Annotated in this window: 21 protein-coding genes, 3 tRNA genes and 1 pseudogene; 16 read left to right on the top strand and 9 right to left on the bottom strand. The window is 75.4% G+C overall.

Annotated features, from left to right (window positions below):
* Positions 1-207: 207 nt before the first annotated feature.
* The 5 genes from IPO09_13500 to IPO09_13480 all read left to right on the top strand — a co-directional run bounded on the left by IPO09_13500 (position 208) and on the right by IPO09_13480 (position 3,666).
* The gene (locus IPO09_13500) at positions 208-864 is read left to right on the top strand and encodes a sigma-70 family RNA polymerase sigma factor (protein MBK9518334.1); all 657 of its coding nucleotides are present in this window, start codon (positions 208-210) and stop codon (positions 862-864) included.
* A gap of 140 nt (positions 865-1,004) precedes the next feature.
* Positions 1,005-1,646, top strand: a complete 642-nt coding sequence (locus IPO09_13495; GenBank protein MBK9518333.1) for a hypothetical protein — start codon at positions 1,005-1,007, stop codon at positions 1,644-1,646.
* Between the two features lie 45 nt (positions 1,647-1,691).
* Positions 1,692-1,961: a hypothetical protein gene (locus IPO09_13490; protein ID MBK9518332.1), complete on the top strand. Its 270-nt coding sequence runs from the start codon at positions 1,692-1,694 to the stop codon at positions 1,959-1,961.
* Between the two features lie 56 nt (positions 1,962-2,017).
* Positions 2,018-2,896 (top strand): DUF692 domain-containing protein, encoded by an 879-nt coding sequence (locus IPO09_13485; protein MBK9518331.1) that lies wholly within the window; start codon positions 2,018-2,020, stop codon positions 2,894-2,896.
* Positions 2,893-3,666, top strand: coding sequence for a putative DNA-binding domain-containing protein (locus IPO09_13480; GenBank protein ID MBK9518330.1), 774 nt, complete (start codon positions 2,893-2,895; stop codon positions 3,664-3,666). Before IPO09_13485 ends, IPO09_13480 begins: the two co-directional genes overlap by 4 nt.
* 60 nt (positions 3,667-3,726) lie before the next feature.
* Here the strand turns inward: IPO09_13480 and IPO09_13475 are convergent, their stop codons facing one another.
* The 4 genes from IPO09_13475 to IPO09_13460 form a co-directional block, all read right to left on the bottom strand.
* The gene (locus IPO09_13475; GenBank protein ID MBK9518329.1) at positions 3,727-4,416 is read right to left on the bottom strand and encodes a hypothetical protein; all 690 of its coding nucleotides are present in this window, start codon (positions 4,414-4,416) and stop codon (positions 3,727-3,729) included.
* 593 nt (positions 4,417-5,009) lie between these two features.
* Positions 5,010-5,086, bottom strand: a tRNA-Arg gene (locus IPO09_13470).
* Between the two features lie 41 nt (positions 5,087-5,127).
* Positions 5,128-5,219 (bottom strand) — tRNA-Ser (locus IPO09_13465).
* A gap of 24 nt (positions 5,220-5,243) precedes the next feature.
* A tRNA-Ser gene (locus tag IPO09_13460) sits at positions 5,244-5,333 on the bottom strand.
* A gap of 250 nt (positions 5,334-5,583) precedes the next feature.
* Here IPO09_13460 and IPO09_13455 point away from each other — a divergent pair.
* A complete protein-coding gene (locus IPO09_13455) occupies positions 5,584-6,507 on the top strand; it encodes a HAMP domain-containing histidine kinase (GenBank protein MBK9518328.1) in 924 nt (307 codons plus the stop codon).
* A 176-nt stretch (positions 6,508-6,683) separates the two neighbouring features.
* Here IPO09_13455 and serS read toward each other — a convergent pair whose 3' ends face one another.
* On the bottom strand, positions 6,684-7,991 hold the full coding sequence (serS, locus tag IPO09_13450; protein ID MBK9518327.1) for a serine--tRNA ligase: 1,308 nt from the start codon (positions 7,989-7,991) through the stop codon (positions 6,684-6,686).
* 136 nt (positions 7,992-8,127) lie between these two features.
* On the opposite strand from serS, the gene IPO09_13445 reads away from it, so the two are divergent.
* Positions 8,128-8,679, top strand: coding sequence for a periplasmic heavy metal sensor (locus IPO09_13445; GenBank protein MBK9518326.1), 552 nt, complete (start codon positions 8,128-8,130; stop codon positions 8,677-8,679).
* 58 nt (positions 8,680-8,737) lie between these two features.
* On the opposite strand, the gene IPO09_13440 is transcribed toward IPO09_13445, so the two are convergent.
* From IPO09_13440 to IPO09_13430, 3 genes and pseudogenes are all read right to left on the bottom strand, one after another.
* Entirely contained in the window at positions 8,738-9,535 is a 798-nt protein-coding gene (locus tag IPO09_13440; GenBank protein MBK9518325.1) for a hypothetical protein, read from the bottom strand.
* Positions 9,532-10,329, bottom strand: a complete 798-nt coding sequence (locus IPO09_13435; protein MBK9518324.1) for an SDR family NAD(P)-dependent oxidoreductase — start codon at positions 10,327-10,329, stop codon at positions 9,532-9,534. Before IPO09_13435 ends, IPO09_13440 begins: the two co-directional genes overlap by 4 nt.
* Positions 10,330-10,351: 22 nt before the next feature.
* Positions 10,352-11,144, bottom strand: a pseudogene (locus IPO09_13430) (alpha/beta fold hydrolase).
* 57 nt (positions 11,145-11,201) lie between these two features.
* On the opposite strand from IPO09_13430, the gene IPO09_13425 reads away from it, so the two are divergent.
* From IPO09_13425 to IPO09_13415, 3 genes are all read left to right on the top strand, one after another.
* Complete coding sequence (locus IPO09_13425; protein MBK9518323.1) at positions 11,202-12,617, top strand: TldD/PmbA family protein; 1,416 nt, start codon at positions 11,202-11,204, stop codon at positions 12,615-12,617.
* Positions 12,614-13,933, top strand: a complete 1,320-nt coding sequence (locus tag IPO09_13420; GenBank protein ID MBK9518322.1) for a TldD/PmbA family protein — start codon at positions 12,614-12,616, stop codon at positions 13,931-13,933. Before IPO09_13425 ends, IPO09_13420 begins: the two co-directional genes overlap by 4 nt.
* Positions 13,934-14,098: 165 nt before the next feature.
* On the top strand, positions 14,099-14,470 hold the full coding sequence (locus IPO09_13415) for a response regulator (protein MBK9518321.1): 372 nt from the start codon (positions 14,099-14,101) through the stop codon (positions 14,468-14,470).
* On the opposite strand, the gene IPO09_13410 is transcribed toward IPO09_13415, so the two are convergent.
* Positions 14,467-15,105, bottom strand: coding sequence for an alpha/beta hydrolase (locus tag IPO09_13410; protein ID MBK9518320.1), 639 nt, complete (start codon positions 15,103-15,105; stop codon positions 14,467-14,469). The two genes, IPO09_13415 and IPO09_13410, sit on opposite strands and share 4 nt — an antisense overlap.
* A gap of 123 nt (positions 15,106-15,228) precedes the next feature.
* Here IPO09_13410 and IPO09_13405 point away from each other — a divergent pair, with 123 nt between their 5' ends.
* From IPO09_13405 to IPO09_13380, 6 genes are all read left to right on the top strand, one after another.
* Positions 15,229-16,563 (top strand): hypothetical protein, encoded by a 1,335-nt coding sequence (locus IPO09_13405; protein MBK9518319.1) that lies wholly within the window; start codon positions 15,229-15,231, stop codon positions 16,561-16,563.
* Positions 16,560-17,738, top strand: coding sequence for a PEGA domain-containing protein (locus IPO09_13400; protein MBK9518318.1), 1,179 nt, complete (start codon positions 16,560-16,562; stop codon positions 17,736-17,738). Before IPO09_13405 ends, IPO09_13400 begins: the two co-directional genes overlap by 4 nt.
* Positions 17,739-17,825: 87 nt before the next feature.
* Positions 17,826-19,109 (top strand): HlyC/CorC family transporter, encoded by a 1,284-nt coding sequence (locus tag IPO09_13395; protein MBK9518317.1) that lies wholly within the window; start codon positions 17,826-17,828, stop codon positions 19,107-19,109.
* Positions 19,110-19,395: 286 nt separating this feature from the next.
* On the top strand, positions 19,396-19,689 hold the full coding sequence (locus IPO09_13390; GenBank protein ID MBK9518316.1) for a hypothetical protein: 294 nt from the start codon (positions 19,396-19,398) through the stop codon (positions 19,687-19,689).
* Between the two features lie 147 nt (positions 19,690-19,836).
* The gene (locus tag IPO09_13385; protein MBK9518315.1) at positions 19,837-21,915 is read left to right on the top strand and encodes a S9 family peptidase; all 2,079 of its coding nucleotides are present in this window, start codon (positions 19,837-19,839) and stop codon (positions 21,913-21,915) included.
* Positions 21,916-21,993: 78 nt separating this feature from the next.
* Positions 21,994-23,427: a peptide MFS transporter gene (locus IPO09_13380; GenBank protein ID MBK9518314.1), complete on the top strand. Its 1,434-nt coding sequence runs from the start codon at positions 21,994-21,996 to the stop codon at positions 23,425-23,427.
* Positions 23,428-23,578 lie beyond the last annotated feature (151 nt).

Here is a 23,578-nt window from a genome sequence, read left to right as displayed (position 1 = left end):
CCCCCCACGAGGAGTCGACCGACGGGGTGTCCGGTGACACCCCTGGCTCCGTGTCTCCCGGAGCGCCGGAACGTTACACCGTCCCAGCCGACTCGGTGGAGGGCACTCGTGCGCCGCGCTCGGCCAGGCAGTGCGGCGCGGGGCGACCCTTGAGGGGCCGGCCATCTCGCGGCGGAGCCGCGCCCGCTGTGGCACCCTTCCGCTCCGATGGGCCTTGCCCCACCCCAGCGCCCCGCCCCGCCGTCCGGCGCGGAGGAGCGGACCATCCTGGCCAGGCTCCGCGCAGGAGACCGGGCGGCCTTCGCGCAGCTCGTCGGCCTTCACGGCGGCGCGATGCTGCGCGTCGCGATGAGCTTCCTGCGCGAGCGCGCCAAGGCCGAGGAGGTCGTGCAGGACGCCTGGCTCGCGCTCCTCGACGGCCTCGACGGCTTCGAGGAGCGCGCCTCGCTGCGGACCTGGCTCTTCAGCATCCTCGTCAACAAGGCCAGGACGCGAGCCGTCCGGGAGGGGCGGACGCTGCCCTTCTCGGCCCTCGCCGACTCCGGCGAAGCCCAGGGGTGGGAGGCGGCCGCGGGGGGCTTCGACCAGGCCGGCCGGTGGAGGGAGCCACCCGGGACCTGGTCCGAGGAGAACCCCGAGCGGCTCGCCATGGGGGCCGAGACCCGCGCCCTCCTCGAGGCGGAGATCGCCAGGCTGCCCGACGCCCAGCGAACGGTGCTCACCCTCCGGGACGTCGAGGGGCTCGAGGCCGAGGAGGTCTGCACCCTGCTCGGGATCTCGGCGGCGAACCAGCGGGTGCTGCTGCACCGGGCCCGGAGCAAGGTGCGCCAGGCGCTCCAGGGCTACCTGGCCGGATCGCGCTGACGGCCGGTCCTGCTCGCTCGTGACGGCCCCGCGGCGCCGCTCGAATGGGTCGCTCGCGGCCTGGCTGTAACGGCCGGACTTGATCTGAGTCAATCGGCTTCGAGGCCGCCGAACCCTTCGGCCGAAGAGGAGCCACTCCGATGAACCCAGCCGCCCTGCTGTCCCTGCTGGTCACGCTGCCGGCCGCCGCCGCCGCGGCGGACTACGCCGTCAACCCCGACGCCGGCAACAGCGGCTTCTCCGCCGTCTTCGACGCCGCCCTGGGGGAGCGCATCACCGCCGTCAGCTCCGCCGTCGGCTGCCAGGTGACCTTCGACGAAAGGACCGGCACCGCCTCCGGCCGCTGCAGCGTCCCGCTCGAGTCCATCCGCGTGGACAACGACGACACCAAGAGCGACCACTTCCGCCAGTGGGCCACCAACAAGAAGTCGGAGCCCCGCGACTGCCGGCTCGAGGCCGTCTTCACGGGCGTGCAGCTCGGGGCGCTGGCGCCCGAGCGGGCCGTCCCCTTCACCGCCAGCGTCCCCTTCACGGTGTGCGGTCGAACCCGCGCCGGCGGCGGCGCCGAGACCGTGACCGGCACGGCCATGCTCTTCCCGCCCGGCACCTACGGCGAGGCCAGGACCATCCGCATCCGCGCCACCGTCTCCGGCTTCGACCGCGAGGCCTACCTCATCGGCCCGAAGCACACCGACGGCTGGCTGGCGCGCGTCCAGTCGCTCGCCAAGGTGGTCGCCGAGCGGGGCACCGTCGAGCTCTCCCTCTTCGCCAAGGCGAAGTGAACGCAGCACCCACCCGCAGCACCCCGCACCCGAAAGGAAGGACCGATGACCCGCAACGCCATGAAGGGCGCCTTCGTCGCCGCAGCCGTCTGCTCCATGTTCGCCGCCGGCGCCGCCCAGGCCGAGGAGAAGTCCAAGGACGGCGGGGCCGTCCACTGCACCGGCCTCAACGCCTGCAAGGGCCAGGGCGCCTGCGCCGGCGCCGACAACGCCTGCAAGGCCCAGAACACGTGCAAGGGGCACGGCTGGGTGGAGGCCACGTCCGCCAAGGAGTGCACCGACAAGGGCGGCAAGGTCGCGATGGCGAAGAAGTAGACCCTCACCGGAGCCCCGGGGCCGGCTGGCACGGCCGGCCCCCGGGGTCCACACCGATGCGCCACCCCTCCTTCGCCGCCCGGCCGTCGAGGCCACCCACGCGCCCCGCCCTCGGGCACGGCGTCGGCCTCCGAACCGCCCACTTCGCCCGCTTCCTGGCCGAGCGCCCGGAGGTCGACTGGGTGGAGGCGGTGAGCGAGAACTTCATGGCGCCGGGCGGCCGGCCCATCGCGGTGCTGGAGCAGGTGCGCCGCGACCTGCCGGTGGTGTTGCACGGCGTCTCCCTCGCCATCGGGTCGGTCGACCCGCTGCCCGAGCGGTACCTCGCCGACCTCTCCCGGCTGGTGCGGCGGATCGAGCCCGCGCTGGTCTCCGACCACCTGTGCTGGGGGACCCACCGCGGCCAGTACCTGCACGACCTGCTGCCGCTCCCCTACACGGAGGAGGCGCTGGCCCACGTGGCCGGCCGGGTCCACGCCGTGCAGGAGCGGCTCGGCCGCCCGCTCCTCCTGGAGAACCCCTCCGCCTACCTGGCCTACCGGGACTCCACCATGACCGAGTGGGAGTTCCTGGCGGCGCTGGTGCGGCGCACCGGGTGCGGTCTCCTCCTCGACGTGAACAACGTCCACGTGAGCGGCCACAACCTGGGCTTCGACCCGCTCCACTACCTGGCCGGCGTCCCGCTCGACGCGGTCGGCTACCTCCACCTGGCCGGCCACTCGGACCACGGGCGCTACCTGCTCGACACGCACGACCACGCCGTCCCCGCCGCCGTCTGGGCGCTCCACCGCGAGTTGGTCCGGCGGCGCGGGCCGGTGCCGACGCTGGTGGAGTGGGACGAGGCGATCCCGCCGCTGGAGGTGGTGGTGGCGGAGCGGGACCGCGCCGCGGCGCTGGAGGCCGAGGAGCTGGCGGCGGCGAGGCGGGCGTCATGACGCTGGCCGAGACGCAGGCGCTGCTCCACGGCGCGCTGACCGGGACCGCGCCGCCAGGCGCGCTCGAGGCCTGCCTGCTGGACACGCCCGGCCTGGCGGCGGTCGAGGGCGCCGGGCTCTACGCCGCCATGTACCGGGCGCGGCTCACCGGGGCCCTGCGCGAGGTGTTCCCGGCGCTGGCGCGAGGCCTCGGGCCCGCCCGCTTCGAGGCGCTGGCGGAGGCCTACCTGGCGCGGCACCCCTCGGAGCACCACGACGTGGGGCGGGTCGGTCGCCGCCTGCCGGGCTTCCTCCGCCGCCACCCGGCGCCGGAGCGGAGCGACCTCGCCGATCTGGCGGCGCTGGAGTGGGCTCGCCACCGGGTCTTCTTCGCCAGGCCGGTCGTCGCCGCGGGTCCAGGCGCCTTCGCGGCGATCGCGCCGGAGGCGTTCGCCGAGGTGCGGCTGCGCCTGTCGCCCGCCCTGGTGCTGCTCCGGCTGCGCCACGACGTCGCGCCGGCCTGGCGCGACCTCACGGCAGGGGAGGCGGCCGGACCCGCGCGCCCCGCGCCCACCGCTCTGGCCGTCTGGCGACGCGGGTTCGAGGTGTTCCACGCGCCCCTGGGGCCCGCCGAGGCGGAGGCCCTGCGGATCGCCCGCTCCGCCACCATGGGCGAGGCCCTCGCGCCGTTCGCGTCCGGGCCGGACCCGGCCGCCGCGGCGCGCCAGGCGCTGGCGGGTTGGCTCGGGGAGGGCTGGATCGTCTCGGTCCGGGCTCCGGGCCTGGCTTGACCGGCCCCGGACGGCGTCCGGGGGTGGACGTCGAGGACCGCCCCTGCGCGCCCGGTCGTCTCAGCGCAGGCGCCAGGCCAGGCCCAGGAACGGCTGGTTGGTGAAGCGGCGGAAGCGGCGGTTGCCGGAGTCCACCGGGTCGAGCGTCAGGTACTCGGTGGCCACGTGGCCGAGGCCGGCCCGCACCGTCAGCGCCTCGGTGACGCGCCAGCCGAGGAAGAACTCCGAGTCGAGCTGGCCGCGATCGCGGTCGCCGATGAGGAGGAGGTTCGGGCTGGAGACGCGGGCGGGCCGGGGCCCGGCGAAGGCGGGATCGCTGGTGCGGTGGTCGCCGGTCCGTTCGGGACCGAGGGAGAAGCCGGCCAGGTCGATGTTGGCGCCGGCCTCGAGCGGGCCGACGAGCCGGACCACCGCCTGCACCACGAGGTTGAGCGAGAGGACCCTGGCGTCCGAAACCGCCAGCGAGGTGGTCTGGCCGCTGGCGATGAGCTCCGGGTCCCCCGTCGAGAAGTCGATGGGCTCGAAGCCGCCGAAGCCCATGAGCCGTGCGCCCGCGCCGAGCTGGAGCCGCCCGGGCAGGGGCTCGAGGACCAGCAGCCAGGAGGCGGCGGCGGTGGCGCGTCCCGAGGCGACCGCGACCGAGGCCGAGGCCTCCTGTCCGAGCCGGGCGCCGAGGTCGAGGGCGCGGGCTGCCGGGGCCAGCGAGGCGAGCAGGAGCGCCAGGAGCCACCTGGGGGGGAGGGGGCTCATGGCCGGGAGACCTCCAGCGCAACGAGGACCGGATCGCCGTCCGACCCCTGGACGGAGACGACCAGCCGCCCCATCCCGGGGGCGCGCGGTGGCCGTCGTGGAGCCGGCGAGCGAGATCACGGCAGCTGCGGCGAGGGCGCGCATGGGGTCTGGTCTCGCGGGTCGCGGGATGGTTACTCGTCCCGGGTGGGGCCGGTCATCGGTTCCGCATCGCAGCGGTGAAGGCCTCGGAGGTCGGCACGACTCGGCTGCATCCGGGGCGGCCTGGGGCTGGGGGGGCAGGTCACTCGGCCACATCGGGCAGGGTGATGGCGTCCCCAGGCTCAGCGCAAGCCGCCGTCGCGGGTCGGGAAGACGGACGTGCCGGTGCGCTGCAGGCGCCAGGCGGCCAGGACCGGCAGCAAGCCGGGCACGCCCGAGCACCCGCGGCTCCGGGGTGCGCTCCGGCCGGCGGCGGCTCACGCTCGACATGATCCGGAGGCTGCACCGAGACCTGGGCATCCCGGCCGAGGTGCTGCTGGCGACGTGAGGTCGCCGCCCATCCAAGAAAACACGAAGCCCCCACCGGTCTCCCGATGGGGGCTTCTCTCTACTGGCGGGCCCTACTGGATTCGAACCAGTGGCCTTCGGATTCGTAGTCCGACGCTCTATCCATCTGAGCTAAGGGCCCAACTCGTCATGTCGTCCGGCACCCGCACGCGGCGGGCTCACTGGCGGAAAGGGAGGGATTCGAACCCTCGATACAGGTCACCCCGTATACTGGTTTAGCAAACCAGCGCCTTCGGCCTCTCGGCCACCTTTCCTGAAGACTCTTCGCTCCTCGTCACTGGCGGAGGAGGAAGGATTCGAACCTTCGGAGGGCGTGAACCCTCAGCGGTTTTCAAGACCGCCGCCTTAAACCGCTCGGCCACTCCTCCGAATCCGCCCCTTCAATCCGCCGCAGTCCCGTCAACCTGCCGCCGTCCCGGGGGAAACCGTCCAGGAGGGCTCAGGAGCCGCCCTGTATAGAGGATGGGCGCTGCGGGATCAAGCCCGATCAGGCGCCCCCCGCTCCCGCGGCGCGCCGGGCCGCCCCGGGGCGGGCGGCCGGGAGCGCCGCCCCCGCAGGAGTCGGCCGCCTGGCCGCCGCCTTGTCCCACCAGCCCCAGCAGGCCAGGATGGCCGGCCGTGGACACGCTCCTCACCCAGCTCCGGGGCTCGATCACGGCCATCCTCCTTGCCTTCGCCCTCGGCGCGGCGCTGGCGCTGCTGGTGGCCCGGCTGGCCCGCGGCCGGCGCCACGCCGACCGGCTCAGGCGGCTCTCCTCCCGCGCCGCCCACCTGGCCGCCGGCCTGCCGGCGCGCGCCCTCACCAGCCCGGACGTGCTGGCGGGGCGCGACGACCTGGCCGACCTGGTCCGCGCCTTCCACGCCATGGAGCAGCGGCTGCTGGAGGACCGGGTGGCGCGCGAGGCGCTCTTCGTCCGGGCGCTGGAGGAGCTGAAGCGGCCGCTCGGCCTGCTGGCCACCTCGCTCGAGCTGGCGCTGCGCCGGCGCGCCGAGGTGCCGGAGCTCTCCGCGGCCCTGCGCGGGGCGCAGCAGGAGGCGGAGCGCATCGCGCGCCTCTCCAGCCGCATCGCCACGCTCGGCGCCATCGCCCGGGCGGTGCAGCGCGTCCCCATGGACCTGGCCGTGTTGGTGAGGCAGGTCTACCAGGAGGCCCTGCCGGCGGCGCAGCAGCGCGGCGTCACGCTCCGGCTGGAGGCGCCGCAGGCGCTGCCGCTGCGCGGCGACGCGGCGGCGCTGCACCAGGCCCTGGCCGAGCTCACCGGCAACGCCATCCAGGCCAGCCGCGCCGGCGGCGTGGTGCGCCTCACCCTGGCGCGCGAGGGGGCGCTGCTCCGCGCCGCGGTGCACGACGAGGGGCCCGGCATCCCGCGCGAGCGGCGCAAGCAGGTCTTCGAGCCGTTCAACCGCGGCCCGCACGGCTGGAGCCCGGCCGGCATGGGGCTGGCCATCGCGCGCGAGGTGGCGCGCGGCCACGGCGGCGTGGCCCGCGCCGAGGACCAGGAGGTGGGCGCCTGCCTGGTGCTGGAGCTGCCGGTCGACTGAGCCGCCGCCCCTCACCCCGGCCCTCTCCCCGGAGGGGAGAGGGGGACTCAACCAGGGAGACTCCTCCAGGCAGGCTCAACACGGCCAGCCCCCTCTCCCCCAGCTTGCTGGGGGAGAGGGTCGGGGTGAGGGGGCGCCCGCCGGCCCTCACCCCCGGAGGGGAGAGGGGTGGGACGTCACCGCTCCACGCCCCGCGGGAAGCTGCCCTGCTCGATGCGCGTCAGCCCGCCCATGTACGGCCGCAGCGCCTCGGGGATCAGCACCGTCCCGTCGGCCTGCTGGTACTGCTCCAGGATGGCCACCACGGTGCGCCCCACCGCCACGCCCGAGCCGTTGAGGGTGTGGGCCAGCCTGGGCTTCCCGTCCGGCCCGCGGTAGCGGACCCGGATGCGGCGCGCCTGGAAGTCCTCGCAGTTGGAGACCGAGCTGATCTCCCGGTAGGCGTCCTGCCCCGGGCACCAGACCTCCAGGTCGCAGGTCTTGGCGGCGCTGAAGCCCATGTCGCCGGTGCACAGCTGCACCACCCGGTGGTGCAGGCCGAGCCGGCGCAGCACCTCGCAGGCGTCCTCCACCATCTTCTCGTGCTCGGCGTACGACCCCTCGGCGGTGGCGAACTTCACCAGCTCCACCTTGTGGAACTGGTGCTGGCGGATCAGGCCGCGGGTGTCGCGCCCGGCCGCGCCGGCCTCGGCGCGGAAGCAGGGGGTCCAGGCGCAGTAGGAGATGGGCAGCACGCCCGCCTCGAAGATCTCGTCGCGGTGCATGTTGGTGACCGGCACCTCGGCGGTGGGGATGAGGTAGAGCGGCGTCTCCCCGCCGGTCTTGAAGAGGTCCTCCTCGAACTTGGGCAGCTGCCCGGTGCCGGTCATGGTCTCGCCGGTCACCAGGTAGGGCGGGAGGATCTCGGTGTAGCCACGCGACACGTGCACGTCGAGGAAGAAGCTGGCGATGGCCCGCTCGAGCCGCGCCGCCGCCCCCTTGTAGATGGTGAAGCGCGAGCCGGAGAGCTTGGCCGCCTGCGGCCACTCCAGCACCCCGAGCGCCTCGCCCAGCTCCCAGTGCGGCCTCGGCGCGAAGGGGTAGCTGGCCTTCTCGCCCCAGGTGCGCAGCAGCACGTTGGCCTGCTCGTCGGCCCCGGCCGGCACCGACTCGTGCGGGGGGTTGGGCACCAGCAGGAGCAGCCGCGAGATCTCCGCCTCCAGCTGGGTCAGCTCGGCCTCGCTGGCCTTGACCGCGTCCCCCAGCGCCCGCAGCTCCACCCGGGCCTTCTCGCCGGCGGCCTTGTCGGCCTTCATCAGCTCGCGGATCCTGCCGTTGGCCTCGCCCTGCTCCTTCTTCTGCCGCTCCAGCAGCACGTTGAGCTCGCGGCGGCGAGTCGCCAGGGGCCGCACCGGCGCCAGGGCGGCCGCGGCGGCCTCACCCCTCCGGGCCAGGCGGGCGGCGAACCCGTCGAAGTCGGCGACGACGGCCTTGAGGTCGAGCATGGGTGCGGATTCTCCCTGGGGTGCAGGTGTTCGAAAGGGGCGCTAGTATTCGCGCCGAACCCGCCGGCGGGCAAGTCCCCGCGGTCGTGACTACGGTGAAGGCATGGGCGAGCAGGGCCACCGCCAGCGGCCGATCTTGCGCGTGCTCCCGGGGGGCGGGCAGGGCGCCGGGCGCCCGCCGGAGCAGCTGCTGCCGCCGCGCCACACCTGGCTCATCCTGGTGGGGGTGACCTGCCTGGTGCTGGCCGCGGCTGGCTTCCTCATGGCCCCGGCCTTCAGCCACCGGCCGCCCCGCATCACCGAGGCGCAGGCGGCGGCCGTCCAGGCGGTGTCCGAGGGCACGCCGGCCTTCGTGGGCGGCCTGGCCGAGCTCCTGGGGCTGGACGCCGCGGCCACCGCCCGGCTCGACGGCCTGGTGCGCGAGTTCGACCGCCGGCGCGAGCCGCTGCGGCGCGACCAGGAGGAGGCGCTGGGGGTCCTGCGCCTGGCAGCCGGCCAGCCGGAGGTCGAGGCCGCCACGGTGGACCGCGCCCTGGCCCGGCTGCTGGCGGCCCAGGCGGCGCTGCAGGCGCTCGACGCCGAGCTCACCGAGCGGGCCACCGCCGGGCTCTCGCCCTCCCAGCGGGCCCGGGCGGCGCTCTTGCTCGGCCAGTTCCAGCGGCGGGTGGGGACGGCGCCGGGGAGGTAGCTGGGGGCGTCCCTCGACTGCGGGCCAGCTCCGCCGGCCCTGCGCGCGGGGCGTGGCCTCAGCTCGGCTGGCGCAGGGCGGCGGTGAGGGCCGCCACCAGCGTGGCCACCACCTTCTCCACCTGCGCCCGCGCCGCCGGATCGAAGGCGTCGTCCTCGCCCTCCAGCGTGTCGAGCGCCTCGGCCACGTAGGCGGCCAGCGCCGGCTGGGTGGCGGTCAGCGGGGGCGGCTCCCGCTCCAGCCGCTTGAGCGCGCGCCAGTCGGCGGCGACCAGCCGCTCGCCGAAGCCCTGGTCGAACATGGACCAGGCCTCGAAGGCCAGGTCGGTGGTGGCCAGCGCGCCGGAGTCGGGCAGGGGGACGTCGTCGAGCCAGGCGGCCAGGTCGGGCTGCAGGTTGGCGAAGCGGTCGCGGCGGCGCGCCACCTCGCGCGGCGGCGCGGCGGCCAGGTGCTTCCAGATGGCCTCGACCAGGTCGGCCGGCAGCGCCGTGCCGGGGGTCATGCCGCGCTCGGGCAGCGGCGCCGGGGGCGGCGGCTCGGGCACCACGTCGGGCGCGTCGTCGTGGGCGCCCAGCCCGGCCTCCAGCCTGGCCCACAGGCCGAAGAGGTTGCCGTAGAGCCGGCGGGCCTCCTCGGGCGAGGCGAAGCGCGGCTCCTCGGTGAAGAGGCCGGGGATGACGGCGCTGCGGGCCTCCTTCTGCGCCACCGCGCGGGTGAAGCGGGCGATGACCTCCTCGCCGGTCACCGACGAGCCGGCCCGCACCAGCAGGGCCTCCAGCGCCTCCGGCCCCTCGTAGATGGGCGGCAGCCCGCCCGCCGCGCCGGCCTCGTCGCCGCGCCCGCGCCGCCGGCTCACCGCGACCCCTTCCTGGGCCGCAGCACCTGCGAGGAGAGCCGGCGCACCACGCTGCGCGGCAGGAACTGGGAGAGGGTGGTGGTCACCTTGTTCCAGGGGCCGGGCACCACCACCACCTCGCGGTCGTCGAGCTGCGCCAGGGCCGCGGCCGCGGCCGCCTCGGCGGTGAGCGTGCCGGGCACCTCGCGGAAGCGCTCGCCCACCCCGGCCACCTCGCCGAACTCGGTGGCCACCGGCCCGGGGCAGAAGGCCAGGGCCCGCACGCCGGAGCCCTGCAGCTCCTCGTCGAGCCCCTCGGTGAAGGAGATGACGAAGGCCTTGGTGGCCCCGTAGACCGACATGAAGGGGGTGGGCTGGAAGCCGGCCGCGCTGGCCACGTTGAGCACCGCCGCGTCGCCGGCCGCCGCGAGGTCGGGCAGCAGGGCGTGGGTGCACAGCACCAGGGCCTCGCAGTTGAGCCGCAGCATGGCGGTCAGCCGCAGCGGGTCGGCCTCGTCGAAGCGGCCGTAGGCGCCCAGCCCGGCGTTGTTCACCAGGAGCGACGGGACCCCGAGCCGGCGGGCCTCGGCGGCCACCAGCAGGTGGGCGCCGTCGCGGGTCAGGTCGAGCGCCAGGGCGTGGATGGGGGCGCGGCCGGCCGCCAGCGCCTCGGCGGCCAGGTCGTCGAGCCGCTCGGCCCGCCGGGCCACGGCCAGCACGGCCAGGCCGCGCAGCGAGAGGGCGCGGCTCAGCTCGAGGCCGATGCCGGAGGAGGCGCCGGTGACCACGGCGAGGCGGGGGAGGTTTCCGGTCATGGGGTGGGGAATCTACCGCCTTTCAGGCCGGCAGCCCGTCGAAGAACGCCGCCAGCGCGGCGGTGAACGGCTCCGGGTTCTCCAGGCAGGGCAGGTGGCCGGCGCCGGGGATGCGCACCAGCCTGGCGCCCCGGATGCCGGCGGCCAGCTTCTCGGCCTCCGCGGGAGGGGTGAGGCCGTCCTCCTCGCCCACCACCACCAGGGTGGGCGCGGTCACGGTGGCCAGGGTCGGGGGTGGAGTCGGGGCGCCTCGCCATGCCGCGCTGGGCGGCCGCCACCCCGGCGGGGGTGGCCGCCCCGATGAGGGACCGCACCACCTTGACCACCGCCGGGTCGGGCGTGGGCTTGAGCAGCTTGGGGGTCATCTGGTCGGCCACCCAGGCCAGGCCGTGGTCCAGCGTGCTCCGGGCGAAGGCCTCGCGCCCGGCCGCCCCCTCGGCGGAGTCGGCGCCGGCCTTGGTGTCGCACAGGGCCAGGCCGCGCACCCGGCCGGGCGCCTCCCGCCACAGCTCCAGGGCCAGGTAGCCGCCCATGGAGAGCCCGGCCACGCCGGCCCGCTCCAGGCGCAGGTGGGACAGCAGGGCCAGCACGTCCTCGGCCAGCACCGCCATGGTGGTGGCCTGCGGCGGCGAGCCGCTCTGCCCCAGGCCGCGGTAGTCGGGCACCAGCACCCGGTGGCGCTTCGAGAGGGCCGCCACCTGGTGCGCCCACATCCCGCCGTGCAGCGGGAAGGCGTGCAGGAGGACCACGGCGCTGGGGCCGTGGCCGACGTCGAGGTAGTGCAGGTCGCAGCCGTTCACGGTGAGGGTGGGCATGGGGCGGATCGTAAGCACATCTCGCGTTCGGTGCCGACCACCCTTAAGAATGGACCCATGACTGCCTTCGACCGCTTCGGGGTGACCGAGCGGATGATCCGAGAGACCCTCTCCGCCGCCCTGTCCCGCGGCGGCGACTTCGCCGACGTCTACTTCCAGCACGCCACCGGCACCAACCTCGGGCTGGAGGACGGGGCGGTCAACCGCGCCTACTCGGCCGTCTCCCTCGGGGTGGGGGTGCGGGTGGTGCGGGGCGACCAGACCGGCTACGGCTACACCGAGGACCTCTCGGCGGCCGCCCTGCTGGACTGCGCCCGCACCGCCGCCGCCATCGCCGACGGCCCGGCCCGCCCGGGGCCCGGGGTGTTCCACGTGCGGCGCGACCTGCCCGACCGCTACCCGCTGGCCCGCGCCTGGGACGAGGTGCGGCCCGAGGAGCAGCTGCCGCTGCTGGCGGGGCTCAACGAGCAGGCCTTCGCCGCCGACCCGCGGATCCGCAAGGTGAGCGTCCACCTGGCCTCCTCGGCCAGCAGCGTGCTGATGGCCGACTCGACCGGCCGCCTGGTGGAGGACTCGCAGCCCATGACGGTGCTCTCGGTCTCGGTGCTGGCCGAGGACGGCGCCCGGCGCGAGCAGAACGGCTACAACGTGGCCGGGCGGGCCGGCCTGGAGTTCTACACCCCGGAGCGGCTCGGCCGGGTGGTGCGCGAGGCGGTGGCCCGCACCGCCATCCTCTTCGAGGCCGGGGCCCCGCCGGCCGGCGAGCTGCCGGTGGTGCTGGCGGCCGGCTCCTCCGGCATCCTGCTGCACGAGGCCATCGGCCACGGCATGGAGGCCGACTTCAACCGCAAGGGCACCAGCATCTACGCCGACAAGATCGGCCGGGTGATCGCCAAGCCCTTCGTCAACATCGTGGACGACGCCACCGGCCAGGGGGCGCGCGGCGCCATCAACGTGGACGACGAGGGCAACGCCGCCGGGGTGACCCACCTGGTGCAGGGCGGGGTGCTCGCCACCTACCTGCACGACGCCATCTCGGCGCGCCACTACGGCGTGGCCCCCACCGGCAACGGGCGGCGCGAGAGCTACCGGCACCCGCCGCTGCCGCGCATGCGCTCCACCTACATGCTGCCCGGGCCGCACCGCAAGGAGGAGATCATCGCCAGCGTGAAGCGGGGCGTCTACTGCCAGAACTTCTCCAACGGGCAGGTCAACATCGGCGCCGGCGACTTCACCTTCTACGTGAAGAACGGCTGGCTCATCGAGGACGGCAAGCTGACCCGGCCGATCAAGGACGTGAACATCATCGGCAACGGCCCCAAGGCCCTGGAGCAGGTGGACATGGTGGCGGACGACCTGGAGATCGACGAGGGCGGCTGGACCTGCGGCAAGGACGGGCAGTCGGTGCCGGTCTCGCAGGGGCTGCCCACGGTGCGGGTGGCCTCGATGACGGTGGGCGGGAGGGGCGCGTGACGCTGCTCGAGATCGCCCGGCAGGCGGCGGGGCTGGCGCTCGCGAAGGGGGCGGCCGAGGCGGCGGTGGGGGTGCACCGCTCCCGCCAGGTGGAGGTGGCCTGGCGCGACGGCCGGCTGGAGAAGGTGGCGGAGGCCACCACCCGCGGGGTGGGGCTCTCCCTCTACGTCGACGGGCGCTACGCGGCGGTGAGCACCAGCGACCTCAGGCCCGACGCGCTGGAGCGGTTCGTGGAGGAGTCGGTGGCGCTGGCGCGCTCGCTGGCCCCCGACCCGCACCGGCGCCTGCCGGATCCGGCGCTCTACCTGGGCCAGAGCGCGCTGGACCTCGAGCTGGCCGACCCGGCCTACGCCGCGGTGGACGCGCCCGGCCGGCGCCGGCTGGCCGAGGCCATCGAGGTGGCGGCGCGGGCCACCCCCGGGGCGGGGCGCATCCTCTCGGTCTCCACCTCGGTGTCCGACACCCAGGGCGAGAGCGCGCTGGTCCACACCAACGGCTTCGAGGGCAGCCGCGCCGGCACCAGCTTCTGGATGGGGGCCGAGGTGGCGGTGCAGGACCCGGACGGCCGCCGCCCGGAGGAGTACGCCGCCAGCGGGAGCCGCTTCGTGGCGGCGCTGGAGGCGCCCGAGCTGGTGGGGCGGCGGGCCGCCGAGCGGGCCCACGCCCGGCTGGGGGCGGTGAAGGGGCCCTCCGGGCTCACCACCCTGGTGGTGGAGCCGCGCGCCGCCGGGCGGCTGGTCGGCTACCTGCTCGGCCCCATGTCGGCCGGGTCGCTGCAGCAGAAGCGCTCCTGGCTGGAGGGCAAGCTGGGCGAGGCCATCGGCAGCCCCCGCCTCGACCTCACCGACGACCCGCTGCTGCCGCGCGCCTTCGGCTCGCACCGCTACGACGGGGAGGGGCTGGCCTCCCGGCCGCGCCGCATGCTGGAGGACGGCGTGCTGCGCGGCTACTACGTGGACACCTACTACGGCCGGAAGCTGGGGCTCGAGCCCACCACCGGCTCGGCCTCCAACCTGACCTGGCGGCTCGGCCGGCTGGGGCGCGACGCCCTGTGCGCCGAGGTGGGAGAGGGGGTGCTGGTGACCGGCTTCCTGGGCGGCAACTCCAACGGCACCACCGGCGACTTCTCGCTGGGCGTGCGCGGCTTCGCGGTGCGCGGCGGCCAGCTGGCCGAGCCGGTGGGCGAGATGAACGTCTCGGGCAACCACCGCGAGCTCTGGAAGCGGCTGGCCGCGGTGGGGGACGACCCCTACCCGTACTCCACGCTGCGCACGCCCACGCTGGTCTTCGAGGGCGTGCAGCTGGCCGGCACCTGACGCGCCCGGTCGAGCCTCGGCCGGACGGTGCGTGCGTGACGCGCCCCCCACGCCCTGCTCCAGGGGCGTGTCACCGCGCTGACGCCCCTCCGGCCAAGGCCCCTGATGGTGCCGATCTCCCGGCGGGGCGTGGCTTTCCCCGCGTGCATTGTCTATCTCTGTCCCGTGGCCAGGGTCCTCATCGTCGACGACGACCTCGACATCCGCGACGCGGTGTCGGAGTTCCTCTCGTTCGAGGGGCACGAGGTCTTCACCGCCAGCGACGGCGAGCAGGCGCTGGTCCGGTGCCGCCAGCTGCGCCCGGACCTGGTGCTGCTCGACCTGATGATGCCCGGCATGAACGGCTGGGACTTCCGCCGGGCCCAGCTGCGCGACCCGGCCATCGCCGCCATCCCGGTGCTGGTGGTGTCCGCCCTGGGGCGCGTCGCCGATCTCGCGGTGGCCGGCTTCCTGCCGAAGCCGTTCAGCCTCGACGACCTCACCTCGGCGGTCCGCCGGCTGGCCGGGTCGGCCGGGCTGGCCGCCGTCCACCTCTAGGCCGCCAGCACCCAGGCCGCGGCCGCGCTCGCCGCCCGCTCCAGCTCGTCCAGCCGCTCCGTGAAGAGGTGGGTCGCCCCGTCGACGGGCGACAGCAGCCGCGCGCCCAGCGAGCCCTGCAGCGCCAGCCGCACCTCGTCGGGCGAGCCGAACTCGTCCCGCTCGGCCTGGAGGACCGCCACCGGGAGCGGCGTGGCCAGGAGCGGCCCCAGACCGCGCGGCAGGTCGTCGCGGGGCCGCACCACCAGGCCGGCCAGCACCAGCCCCACCACGCCGGGATCGCCGAGGCCGGCGCCGAGCGCGGCGAAGGCGCCGAAGGAGAAGCCGCAGGCCAGCCGGGGCAGGGTGGGGTGGCGCGAGGCCAGCAGCGCCAGGGCGGCGGCGGCGTCCAGCGCCTCGCCGCGGCCGCGGTCGTAGGCGCCGGCGCTGCGCCCCACGCCGCGGAAGTTGAAGCGCAGCGTCAGGCCGCCGGCCGCCCGCAGGCCGCGCGCCAGCCGGTAGGTGGCGTGGTTGTGCATGGTGCCGCCGAACTGCGGGTGGGGGTGGCAGACCAGGGCGGCGAAGCGCGCCCCGGCCGGCTCCTCCAGCAGCCCCTCCAGCCGGCCCGCCGGCCCCTCCAGGTCGATGCCGCCCATGTGCCCCCTCTCGCCCACGGTCCCGCGCGTCGCAGTCCCGTGCCCGGCTGCTGCGCACCGCGCGTCGTTCCCGGTATGCTCCCTGGTTGCCGCATCCCGGTGCCCCGCGCAAGGAGCCCTCCCGTGATCACCCGCCGCGCCGCCCGGCGCCTGCTGCTCCTCGCCGCGCCGGCGCTGCTGGCCGGCTGCGTCTACGACTTCAAGAACCCGGCGGAGGTGCTGCGCGCCGGGGAGGCCACCGGCCGCGTGCTGGCCGACCGCACGGCCACCGGCGCGCTCGATCCGTTCCCCGGGGTCTCGGTCTCGCTCAAGGGGGCGGTCTTCGACCAGACCACCCACGAGACGGGCCGCTTCGCCCTGCTCGACCTGCCGGTGGGGCGCCACACGCTCCTCTTCCGCCGGGGCACCGCCTGGTCGCTGGAGCGCGACGTGGAGATCGCCTTCGGCAAGGACGGGCAGCCGGAGGGCGTGGACGTGGGGGTGGTGGTGCTGCGGTACGCCGCGGCGGTGGAGGGGATCTTCGGCATCCTGCCCGGCAACGCGCTGGCCGGCGGGGTGGTGGTGGACGAGCGGACCGGCCTGACCGCCCTGCTCCAGCCGGTGCCGGCCAGCCCGCACCAGGCCACCTTCCGCTTCCCGTCGCTGGGCGCCGGCGCCCACCTGCTCAAGGTGGGCGCCACCGACGCCCTGGGCGGGCGGTGGGTGGGCGGGCAGGCGCCGGTGACGGTGGCCGAGGCCGACCAGGTCCAGGTGGCGGCCGGGGTGCTGGCCGGGCGGGTCGCCAGCGCGGGCGGCCGGGTCCGCTTCCGCGTGCAGGAGGTGGGCGACGCCTCGGTGGTCATCGGCGCCGTCACCGCCACGCTGGTGGACGGCGCCACGGTCCTCGGCCCGTTCGGGCAGGACTCGCAGGGGTTCATCGACGAGACGGTGCCGGAGGGGGCCTGGCAGATCGTGCTCTCGGGCGGCGGGCTGGCCTCGGCGCCCGCGGTGGGCCCGGCCTCCCGCCTGGCCGCCGCGCTGCCGGGCTCGCCGCTCCGGCCGCCCGCGGCCACCGCGGTGGTGCTGTCCGGGCAGGTGGCCGAGGTGGGCTCGCTCTACGTGGTCTCCGACCTGGCCGTGCTGCAGGCCCGCCTGGCCTGCGCCGCGCCGGACGACTGCGGCGGGCAGGCCTGCTCCGCCGGTAGCTGCCAGGACTATGCGCCGCCGGACAGCGGCAACGCCGGGGCGGGCGTGCCGTTCTGCGCCTCCTGCGCCTACATCGGCCAGCCGCAGGCCTGCCAGGCCGGGCCGGGGGTGGTGGGCCTCTGCACCTGCGCGGATCCCGATCCCACCAGCCCGGCCTGCCGCCAGGCCACCGGCGCCCCGCTGCCCGGCCGCTGCCTCCCGCCCTGCACCACCGGCCTCACCTGCACCAGCGACGGCGCCCGAGCCGCCTGCGACACGGGGGTCCTGCCGTGAAGACCATCCTCCTCGCCGCGGCGCTCCTGGCCGCCGCCCCGTCGCTCGCGCCCGCCCAGGAGAAGCTCGCCGAGCCGGCCGCTCCCGCCTCCACGCCGGCCCCGGCCAGGGCCGCGGCCCGCCCGCCCATGCCGCACCGGCTGGCGGCCCTCGACTTCGCCCTGGCCGGCTCGGCCCACCCCGACCTGGCCCGGGTCCTGGCCGACGCCGCGGCCGCCGGCGCCGCCGCCGCGGGCGGCCACCAGGTGCTGTCGCAGGGGGAGATCGCGGCCATGCTCGGGCTGGAGCGGACCCGCCAGATGCTGGGCTGCACCGAGGACCAGGGGTGCCAGGCGGACCTCGCCAGCGCCCTCGACTCCGACCGGCTGCTGGCCGGCTCGCTGACCATCCTGGACCGCACCTCGCTGCTCACCGTGCGGCTCATCGACGTGAAGCGGAGCCGCACCCTGGCGCGCACCACCGCCACGCTGCTCGACGCCAGCGAGCAGGAGCTGGTGGACGGGGCGCGCCGGCTGGCCCACGAGGCCATCACCGGCAAGCGGCTCGACACCACCGGCGTGCTGCGCATCGCGGTGGACCGGCCGGGCGCCACCATCACCCTGGACGGCAAGGCGCTGGGCAGCTCGCCGCTCACGGCCGCGCCGCGGGTGCTGGAGGGGCCCCACGCCATCACCGTGCAGAAGGCCGGCTTCGTCCGCTGGTCGTCCACCGTGGTGGTGACGGCCGGGCAGACGGTGCCGGTGGAGGTGGACCTCATCCCCATCCAGCTGCTGGGCGAGGCGGCCCGCTCGCGCCTCTGGACCTGGGGCTTCGTCTCGGCCGGCGTGGCCGGCGCGGCCACCATCTCGGCCGTCTACTTCGGCGTCCAGTCGCGCCGGAGCCACGACGACTACCAGGCCGCCACCAGCCGCTCGGTGGCGGTGGACCTGGCCGACCAGACCCGCTCGCAGGCCATGCTGGCCAACGTCTCCTGGGGCGTGGCCGGGGTGGCCGCCCTGGGCGGGGGCTGGCTGCTCTACTCCGCGATGGTGGAGGACGCGCGCGCCGCCCGGCCGCCGGACGCCGCCGCGCCGGGGGCCCGGGCCAGCGCCGCCGTCGAGGAGGGGGTCGAGGTGTCGGCGGGCGCCGCGCCGGTGCCGGGCGGAGGGCTCTTGACGGTGGGCGGCCGCTTCTAGGCCCCCCCCCGGCTCGGACGGGGGTGGCGGCGCGCCCCGCCCGTGCCGACGTCTGGCCGGCCCCGTTCTGGTAGCTTCTCGGGCTTCATGGACCCGCAGGTCACCAAGGCGCTCCAGGCGCTCGGCGCGGTGCTGCTGCTCGTCGTCCTGCGCGCCCTGGCGGCCGCGGTGGAGGCGGCGCTGGTGGCCACCGGGCAGCCGCGCGCCCTGGCGCTGGGCGCGCCCCCCGGCGCCACCCGGCGGGCCCGCTGCCTGGCGGCGCTGGCGCGCGACCCGGAGGGCACCGGCGCCACCATCCGGGTGGTGGAGACCAGCACCGTGCTGCTGGCCGGCCTGATGTCCGGCACCGCCGGCGTGCTCCTCTTCCCGGACCGGGCCGCCTTCGCGGCCGGCCTGCTGGCCGCCCTGCTCGGCGCGGCGCTCTCGCTGCTGCTGGCGGCGGTGGGGCGCGGGCTGGGGGCGGCCCACGGCGAGGCGGTGGCGCTGGCCCTGGCCGTGCCGGTGCGCGGCCTGCGGGTGCTCCTGCGCCCGGTGGGGCAGCTCCTGGCGCTGCTGGGCGCCGGCCACGCCCGCTTCACGCTGCCGCGCCCACCGCTGGCGGAGATGGAGCGGGCCCTGAGCGAGTACGCCAAGGCCCAGGGCCAGGGGGCGGCCACCAGCGAGCTCATCCACGCGGTCTTCGAGTTCCGCGAGAAGGTGGCCCGCGACGTGATGGTGCCGCGCACCGAGGTGCTGGCGGTGGAGCTCGGCACCCCGGTGCCGGAGATCCTGCGGCTGCTGGCCGAGGAGGGCCACTCGCGGGTGCCGGTGTACCGCGAGCACCTCGACCAGATCGTGGGCGTCCTGCACGCCCGCGACCTGGTGCCGCTCCTGGCCAGCCCGGAGCTGATCCTGCTCGGCGACCTCCTGCGCCCGGCCCACTTCGTGCCCTGGTCGAAGCCGGTGGAGCAGCTGCTGCGCGAGCTGCAGCGCAAGAAGCTGCACATGGCGCTGGTGGTGGACGAGTACGGCGGGGTCATGGGGCTGTGCACCCTGGAGGACGTCCTGGAGCAGATCGTGGGGGAGATCCACGACGAGTTCGACGCCGAGGAGGGGCGGGCGGTCGAGCCGCACCCGGACGGCTCCTTCACGGTGGTGGGCTCCACCCCGCTGGCCGAGTTCAACCGCGCCGCCGGCGCCGACCTGCCCGAGGACGGCGGCGTGGAGACGCTGGCCGGCTTCCTCAACTCCATCGCCGGCGCCATCCCGGCGCGCGGCGACCGCTTCTTCTGGCGCGGCTGGGTCTTCACCGTGAGCGAGGCCGACCCGCGCAAGGTGACGCGGGTGCGGGCCGCCCGCGCCGCCAGGCCCTCCGCCGAGGGCAAGGCCTGACCCCCGAGCCCGAACCCGATGGAGGAGCTCCCTCTCCCCCGCAGGGAGAGCGCAGTGCGTGGCGAGCCGGCGGCCCCCTCACCCCGGCCCTCTCCCCCAGCGAGCTGGGGGAGAGGGAGCAGAGCATGCTGAGCCCCCCGTTGAGTCTCCCTCTCCCCTCCGGGGAGAGCGAGCAGAGCATGCTGAGCGCCCCGTTGAGTCTCCCTCTCCCCTCCGGGGAGAGGGCCGGGGTGAGGGGCCCCGCGTTCCCTCACTCGATCCAACCCACCGTCCCCAGGAGCCAGCCATGTACGTCATCGCCATCATCCGCTACCGCAAGCCGCTCGAGGAGGTCCTCGCGGTCATCGACCAGCACCGGGCCTACCTGAAGACGCTCAAGGCGGCCGGCACGCTGGTGGCCTCCGGGCCGTTCGAGCCGCGCTTCGGCGGCGGCCTGCTCCTGCGCCTGCCCGACCAGGGGTACGACGCCGCGGCGCTGGCGGTGCGCGACGGCGATCCGTTCGTGAAGGCCGGCGTGGCCCAGTACGAGCTGCTGCCCTGGGCCCCGGTCATCGGCAAGGAGGACCTGGACCGGGCCTGAGCGCGGGGCCGGGCGGCCCCGGCCGCACGCGGGGTGCCAGGACCGGCCGTCGGTGACTGCGCCCCTCGGGGTGGCGGGCCGGCCGTACCGAACGTATGCTGCGCGGCTGCACCGGGCTCCGCCCAGCCGGCGCCAGGAGGAGCCCCCATGCGCCGCCACGCCCCGATCGCCGCAGCCCACGCCAGGCGCCTGGCCACGCTGGCCCTGGTGGTGGCCGGGCTGGCGCCGCCGGCCCTGGCCGCGGCGGAGGGCTCGCCGGCCCCCGTCGGCCTGGCGCGCTTCACCGACCACGACCGGTTCCGCTCGGCCAAGATCTCGCCCAGGGGGACCTACCTGGCGGTCATGGCCCTGCACGAGGGGCGCCGGGCCATCGTCTTCATCGACCTGACCACCCGCGCGGTGGTCTCCAGCTTCAACCCGGCCGGCACCACCGTGGCGGGCGACTTCCACTGGGCCAGCGACGCCCGGGTGGTGGTGGAGCTGGCCGACCAGGACGGCACGCTGGCCGCGCCGGTGAGCCGCGGCGAGCTCGCCACGGTGTGGGCCTCGAGCGGCAAGACCAAGCTGGTCTTCGGCTACCGCGCCGGGGAGATGCAGACCGGGTCGCTCATCAAGAAGGCCGCCCCCGAGGCGGCCTGGGCCCGCGTGGTGGACACGCTGCGCGGCGACGACCGGCGCATCCTGGTGGCCATCACCTCCATGCTCGAGGCGGGGGACCGGGCCGAGCGGCTCTGGAAGCTCGACCTCGACACCGGGCTGAAGACCGAGGTGGGGGCCGCCCCGGTGGCCCGGGCCGGCCTGCTCACCGACGCCGACGGGGAGCTGCGGCTGGCGGTCGGGATCGACCAGGCCCTCACCTCCCACTCCTGGCTGCGCACGCCGGAGCGGGAGTGGCGCGAGCTGACCGGCCTGGCCGGCTTCAACCGGGACAGCGTCCCGGTGGCCTTCCTGGCCAAGGACCAGGCCGTGGAGGTGGTCGAGCCGCACCAGAAGGGGCTGGGCCTCTTCCGGGTGTCGCTCGAGACCGGCCAGCGCACGCTGCTGGCCGCCTTCGACCTGTCCGAGCCCACGGCCTTCCTGCGCGACCGCGAGACGCGGCGGACCGTGGCCGTCGAGTCGCACCCCGACCTGCCGACCTGGGACGTGGTGGCGCCCGAGCACCCGCTGGCGCGGGCGCTGGAGGGGCTGCTGGCGGCCTACCCGGGCCAGCACGTCCAGCTCATCGACACCACCGAGGACGACCGGGTGGCCGTGGCCTACGTCTCCGGCGACCGTCACCCCGGCCAGTTCCTGGTGGTGGACGTGGCCAAGCTGACCGCGGAGCCGGTGGTGGAGGTGCGCCCCTGGATCCGGCCCGAGGAGATGTCGGAGGTGCAGGCCTTCCACATCGCCGCCTCCGACGGCTTCCGCATCCACGGCTACCTCACGCTGCCGGCGGCCAGGCCCGGCGCGGCGCCGCCGCCGCTGGTGGTCATGCCGCACGGCGGTCCGCACTTCGTGCGCGACTCCTGGCGCTTCGACTGGGAGGCCCAGCTCCTGGCCAGCCAGGGCTTCGCGGTGCTGCAGGTGAACTACCGCGGCTCGGGCGGCTACGGCACCGCGTTCCAGGAGGCGGGCTACCGCCACTGGGGCGACCGGATGGTGCAGGACGTGGTGGACGCCGCCCGCTGGGCGGCGCGCAAGGGCAAGGTGGACGGGACCCGGGTCTGCGCCATGGGGACCAGCTTCGGCGCCTACGCGGCCATGCAGGCGGCCATCCTGGCGCCGGACCTGATCCGCTGCGCCGCCGGCCTCTCCGGCGTCTACGACCTCACCATGATGGACTGGCGCGGCGACATCTCCTGGTCCGGCCTGGGGCGCGGCTACGTGAAGCGCGCCGTCGGCGAGGACCCGGCGACGCTGCGGGCCTTCTCGCCGGTCTACAACGCCGCCCGGCTCACCGCGCCGGTCTTCCTGGCCCACGGCGGCCGCGACGAGCGGACGCCGCTGGCCCACGCCGAGCGGCTGAAGGAGGCCCTCACCGGGCAGGGCCGCCCGCCCGGGTGGCTGGTGGAGCCCACCGAGGGGCACGGGTTCTACGACGAGGCGGCGCGGCTGCGGCTCTACCAGCGGGTGGTGGGGTTCCTCGAGGCCAACACGACCCCGACCCGGACCCCGACCTCGACCCCGACCTCGACCCCGACCCCGACCTCGACCCCGACCTCGACCTCGACCCCGACGCCCTGACGCCTCGGGCACGGGCCCCGGCGCGTCGGCGGGGCCGGCCCGCTTCTCCCCGGCGCGCCGCCGTCGTAGAACGCCCGGATGTCCGGTCCCTCCGCGCCCGCCCCCCGCTACGTCCCCCCCGCCTCGAAGCGCGAGCTCTTCGGCCACCCCTTCGGCCTGTGGACCCTCTCGCTCACCGAGATGTGGGAGCGCTTCAGCTACTACGGGATGCGGGCGCTGCTGGTCTACTACCTCACCAAGCAGCTCCTGCTGCCGGGCCAGGTGGAGCACGTGGCGGGCTTCGCCTCCTTCCGCGGCGCGCTGGAGGGGCTCTTCGGCCCCATGTCCACGCAGCAGCTGGCCTCGCAGATCTACGGCCTCTACACCGGCTTCGTGTACCTCACGCCCATCCTGGGCGGCTGGCTGGCCGACCGGTACTGGGGGCAGCGGCGCACCGTGGTGGCGGGCGGCGTGGTCATGGCCGTCGGCCAGTTCGTGCTCATGGTGCCCAGCCTGTTCCTGCCGGGCCTGCTGCTGCTCATCATCGGCAACGGCATGTTCAAGCCCAACATCTCCACCCAGGTGGGCGGGCTCTACCCGCCGGGCGACCCCCGGCGCGACGGGGCCTTCAACTGGTTCTACGTGGGCGTGAACATGGGGGCCTTCTTCTCGGGCCTGGTGTGCGGCGCCATCGGCGAGACCTGGGGCTGGAACTGGGGCTTCGGCGCGGCCGGGGTGGGCATGCTGGCCGGCCTGGTGCAGTACCTGCTGGGCCAGAAGTACCTGGCGCCCGACAACCGGATGAAGGCCCAGGCCGACGCCGCGCCGGCGGACCGGGCACCCTTCAGCAAGGCCGAGTGGAGCCGCATCCTGGCGCTGGTGGTGCTGTGCGGCCTCAACATCTCCTTCTGGGCGGTCTACGAGCAGCAGGGCAACACGCTGGCCCTGTGGGCCGACTCCAACTCCGACCGGCACGTGCTGGCCTTCCTGGGGATCGGCTGGGAGATGCCGGCCACCTGGTTCCAGTCGGTCAACCCGTTCTTCATCGCCGCCTTCACCCCCTTCATCAACGTGTTCTGGGCCAGGCAGGCCAGGGCCGGCACCGAGCCCTCCTCGGTGGCCAAGATGGCCATCGGCTGCGGCGTGCTGGGCGCCTCCTTCCTGGTGATGCTGCTGCCGGCCCGGGTGGTGGACGCCGGCCAGCTGGCCAGCATGTGGTGGCTCATCGGCTCCACCGCCATGCTCACGCTGGGTGAGCTCTACCTCTCGCCGGTGGGGCTCTCGCTGGTCACCAAGATCTCCCCGCCGCGCATCGTCTCCATGATGATGGGCTTCTGGTACCTCTCCAGCTTCTTCGGCAACTACCTGTCCGGCTGGCTGGGCACCTTCTGGGAGACCATGACCAAGGGCAGCTTCTTCCTGATGCTGGCGGCCATCTCGCTGGTCACCGGCGTGCTCATGGTGGCGCTCTACGCGCCGCTGCGCCGGGCCATCGGCGACGAGAACCGCGGCCACGACCAGCTGGCCAGCTGACCGGTCGCGGGACCTCGCCTCCCGGTGAACCTGGCGGCCCGCGCCCGATCCACGGCCTCATGCGGCGCGTCAAGAAATTTGCCATGCGGATCCCGAGCGGATAGTGTGCGATATCGCAGCAAGGTCCCGTGATCTGGGCGGGATCTCCAAC

The sequence above is a fragment of the Anaeromyxobacter sp. genome (assembly GCA_016718565.1).
In the GTDB taxonomy this organism is placed as follows: domain Bacteria; phylum Myxococcota; class Myxococcia; order Myxococcales; family Anaeromyxobacteraceae; genus JADKCZ01.
Note: the sequence above shows the minus strand (reverse complement) of the source record. Positions and strands in the feature narration are given on the sequence as shown.